This window comes from Streptacidiphilus pinicola (assembly GCF_003258295.1).
Lineage (GTDB): Bacteria > Actinomycetota > Actinomycetes > Streptomycetales > Streptomycetaceae > Streptacidiphilus > Streptacidiphilus pinicola.
Window position 1 is genome coordinate 1 of the sequence record NZ_QKYN01000140.1, and the last position, 4871, is coordinate 4871.

The window sequence follows — 4871 nt, forward strand, 5'->3', positions numbered from 1 at the left end:
ACCACCGAAACACGATGAGATCGTGCAACCAGGTGTTGGTCGCTGTCTCAGAACAGCACAGTGGACGCGTAGCAGCTATGGACAAGCCCTCGGCCTATTAGTACCGGTCAGCTCCACCCCTCACAGGGCTTCCACATCCGGCCTATCAACCCAGTCGTCTACTGGGAGCCTTACCCCATCAAGTGGGTGGGAGTCCTCATCTCGAAGCAGGCTTCCCGCTTAGATGCTTTCAGCGGTTATCCCTCCCGAACGTAGCCAACCAGCCATGCCCTTGGCAGAACAACTGGCACACCAGAGGTTCGTCCGTCCCGGTCCTCTCGTACTAGGGACAGCCCTTCTCAAGACTCCAACGCGCGCAGCGGATAGGGACCGAACTGTCTCACGACGTTCTAAACCCAGCTCGCGTACCGCTTTAATGGGCGAACAGCCCAACCCTTGGGACCTACTCCAGCCCCAGGATGCGACGAGCCGACATCGAGGTGCCAAACCATCCCGTCGATATGGACTCTTGGGGAAGATCAGCCTGTTATCCCCGGGGTACCTTTTATCCGTTGAGCGACGGCGCTTCCACAAGCCACCGCCGGATCACTAGTCCCTGCTTTCGCACCTGCTCGACCCGTCGGTCTCACAGTCAAGCTCCCTTGTGCACTTACACTCAACACCTGATTGCCAACCAGGCTGAGGGAACCTTTGGGCGCCTCCGTTACATTTTAGGAGGCAACCGCCCCAGTTAAACTACCCACCAGACACTGTCCCTGATCCGGATCACGGACCCAGGTTAGACATCCAGCACGACCAGAGTGGTATTTCAACGACGCCTCCACACCAACTGGCGTTGATGCTTCAAAGGCTCCCACCTATCCTACACAAGCCGAACCGAACACCAATATCAAGCTGTAGTAAAGGTCCCGGGGTCTTTCCGTCCTGCTGCGCGAAACGAGCATCTTTACTCGTAATGCAATTTCACCGGGCCTGTGGTTGAGACAGTCGAGAAGTCGTTACGCCATTCGTGCAGGTCGGAACTTACCCGACAAGGAATTTCGCTACCTTAGGATGGTTATAGTTACCACCGCCGTTTACTGGCGCTTAAGTTCTCAGCTTCGCCCCACCGAAATGAAGCTAACCGGTCCCCTTAACGTTCCAGCACCGGGCAGGCGTCAGTCCGTATACATCGCCTTACGGCTTCGCACGGACCTGTGTTTTTAGTAAACAGTCGCTTCTCGCTGGTCTCTGCGGCCACCCCCAGCTCGGAGTGCAAGACTCGTCACCAGGAATGGCCCCCCTTCTCCCGAAGTTACGGGGGCATTTTGCCGAGTTCCTTAACCACAGTTCACCCGAACGCCTCGGTATTCTCTACCAGACCACCTGAGTCGGTTTAGGGTACGGGCCGCCATGAAACTCGCTAGAGGCTTTTCTCGACAGCATAGGATCATCCACTTCACCACAATCGGCTCGGCATCAGGTCTCAGACTATGTGTCACGCGGATTTGCCTACGTGACGTCCTACACCCTTACCCCGGGACAACCACCGCCCGGGCTGGACTACCTTCCTGCGTCACCCCATCGCTCAGCTACTACCCTGTTGGGCCGGCGGTTCCACCACTCCCCCTTGTCCGAAGACTCCGGGGCGGCTTCACGGCCTTAGCATTCAGAGGTTCGCCGTTGGCGCTTCAAAGCGGGTACGGGAATATCAACCCGTTGTCCATCGACTACGCCTGTCGGCCTCGCCTTAGGTCCCGACTTACCCTGGGCAGATCAGCTTGACCCAGGAACCCTTGGTCAATCGGCGCAGGAGTTTCCCACTCCTGTATCGCTACTCATGCCTGCATTCTCACTCGTATACCGTCCACCACTAGGTTCCCCTGCGGCTTCACCCGGCACACGACGCTCCCCTACCCATCACAGCCTCCGTTGGGAGTCATGCTGCAATGACACGGCTTCGGCGGTGTACTTGAGCCCCGCTACATTGTCGGCGCGGAATCACTTGACCAGTGAGCTATTACGCACTCTTTAAAGGGTGGCTGCTTCTAAGCCAACCTCCTGGTTGTCTCTGCGACTCCACATCCTTTCCCACTTAGCACACGCTTAGGGGCCTTAGCCGGTGTTCTGGGCTGTTTCCCTCTCGACCATGGAGCTTATCCCCCACAGTCTCACTGCCGCGCTCTCACTTACCGGCATTCGGAGTTTGGCTAAGGTCAGTAACCCGGTGAGGCCCATCGCCTATCCAGTGCTCTACCTCCGGCAAGAAACACGCGACGCTGCACCTAAATGCATTTCGGGGAGAACCAGCTATCACGGAGTTTGATTGGCCTTTCACCCCTAACCACAGGTCATCCCCCAGGTTTTCAACCCTGGTGGGTTCGGTCCTCCACACGGTCTTACCCGCGCTTCAACCTGCCCATGGCTAGATCACTCCGCTTCGGGTCTTGGGCATGCGACTATATCGCCCTGTTCGGACTCGCTTTCGCTACGGCTACCCCACACGGGTTAACCTCGCCACACACCGCAAACTCGCAGGCTCATTCTTCAAAAGGCACGCAGTCACCCCTAAAGGCTCCCACGGCTTGTAGGCACACGGTTTCAGGTACTATTTCACTCCGCTCCCGCGGTACTTTTCACCATTCCCTCACGGTACTATCCGCTATCGGTCACCAGGGAATATTTAGGCTTAGCGGGTGGTCCCGCCAGATTCACACGGGATTTCTCGGGCCCCGTGCTACTTGGGAATTCTTCAAGCAAGCCGTACAGATTTCGCCTACGGGGGTCTTACCCTCTACGCCGGGCCTTTCGCATGCCCTTCGACTATCCATACGGTTTCTGACTCGCCGACCGGCCGGCAGACCGATCAAGAAAAATCCCACGACCCCACAATGGCAACCCCTGCCGGGTCTCACACCACCATGGTTTAGCCTCATCCGGTTTCGCTCGCCACTACTCCCGGAATCACGGTTGTTTTCTCTTCCTGCGGGTACTGAGATGTTTCACTTCCCCGCGTTCCCTCCACATACCCTATGTGTTCAGGTATGGGTGACAGCCCATGACGACTGCCGGGTTTCCCCATTCGGACACCCCCGGATCAAAGCTCGGTTGACAGCTCCCCGGGGCCTATCGCGGCCTCCCACGTCCTTCATCGGTTCCTGGTGCCAAGGCATCCACCGTGCGCCCTTAATAACTTGGCCATAGATGCTCGCGTCCACTGTGCAGTTCTCAAACAACGACCAGAAGGTCCAGCTGCTCACACAACCGTTCCCTCAGGACCCAACAACGTGCCCGACACACACATCCGAACCAAACCAGCGTTCCACGCGCCGAAGCGCAGTACTGACCCAAGGTCATCCGTGCGTGCCGAATAGTCAACGTTCCACCCATGAGCAACCGTGCGAGACATTCGCTCGCATCCGGCTATGTGCTCCTTAGAAAGGAGGTGATCCAGCCGCACCTTCCGGTACGGCTACCTTGTTACGACTTCGTCCCAATCGCTGGTCCCACCTTCGACAGCTCCCTCCCACAAGGGGTTAGGCCACCGGCTTCGGGTGTTACCGACTTTCGTGACGTGACGGGCGGTGTGTACAAGGCCCGGGAACGTATTCACCGCAGCAATGCTGATCTGCGATTACTAGCAACTCCGACTTCATGGGGTCGAGTTGCAGACCCCAATCCGAACTGAGACCGGCTTTTTGAGATTCGCTCCGCCTCACGGCATCGCAGCTCTTTGTACCGGCCATTGTAGCACGTGTGCAGCCCAAGACATAAGGGGCATGATGATTTGACGTCATCCCCACCTTCCTCCGAGTTGACCCCGGCAGTCTCCTGTGAGTCCCCGGCCGAACCGCTGGCAACACAGAACGAGGGTTGCGCTCGTTGCGGGACTTAACCCAACATCTCACGACACGAGCTGACGACAACCATGCACCACCTGTACACCGACCACAAGGGGGCGCCCATCTCTGGACGTTTCCGGTGTATGTCAAGCCTTGGTAAGGTTCTTCGCGTTGCGTCGAATTAAGCCACATGCTCCGCTGCTTGTGCGGGCCCCCGTCAATTCCTTTGAGTTTTAGCCTTGCGGCCGTACTCCCCAGGCGGGGCACTTAATGCGTTAGCTGCGGCGCGGACGACGTGGAATGTCGCCCACACCTAGTGCCCAACGTTTACGGCGTGGACTACCAGGGTATCTAATCCTGTTCGCTCCCCACGCTTTCGCTCCTCAGCGTCAGTAATGGCCCAGAGATCCGCCTTCGCCACCGGTGTTCCTCCTGATATCTGCGCATTTCACCGCTACACCAGGAATTCCGATCTCCCCTACCACACTCTAGCCTGCCCGTATCGAATGCAGACCCGGGGTTAAGCCCCGGGCTTTCACATCCGACGTGACAAGCCGCCTACGAGCTCTTTACGCCCAATAATTCCGGACAACGCTCGCACCCTACGTATTACCGCGGCTGCTGGCACGTAGTTAGCCGGTGCTTCTTCTGCAGGTACCGTCACTTGCGCTTCTTCCCTGCTGAAAGAGGTTTACAACCCGAAGGCCTTCATCCCTCACGCGGCGTCGCTGCATCAGGCTTTCGCCCATTGTGCAATATTCCCCACTGCTGCCTCCCGTAGGAGTCTGGGCCGTGTCTCAGTCCCAGTGTGGCCGGTCGCCCTCTCAGGCCGGCTACCCGTCGTCGCCTTGGTAGGCCATCACCCCACCAACAAGCTGATAGGCCGCGGGCTCATCCTGCACCGCCGGAGCTTTCCACCCAAGACCATGCGGTCAAGGGTAATATCCGGTATTAGACCTCGTTTCCAAGGCTTGTCCCAGAGTGCAGGGCAGATTGCCCACGTGTTACTCACCCGTTCGCCACTGATCCACCCCGAAGGGCTTCACCGTT

2 rRNA genes are annotated in these 4871 nt (G+C 57.9%); both read right to left on the reverse strand.

The window, feature by feature from the left end:
- Positions 1–77: 77 nt before the first annotated feature.
- Positions 78–3179 (reverse strand): 23S ribosomal RNA (locus DN069_RS31215).
- Between the two features lie 238 nt (positions 3180–3417).
- Positions 3418–4871, reverse strand: a 16S ribosomal RNA gene (locus tag DN069_RS31220); the annotation flags it as partial.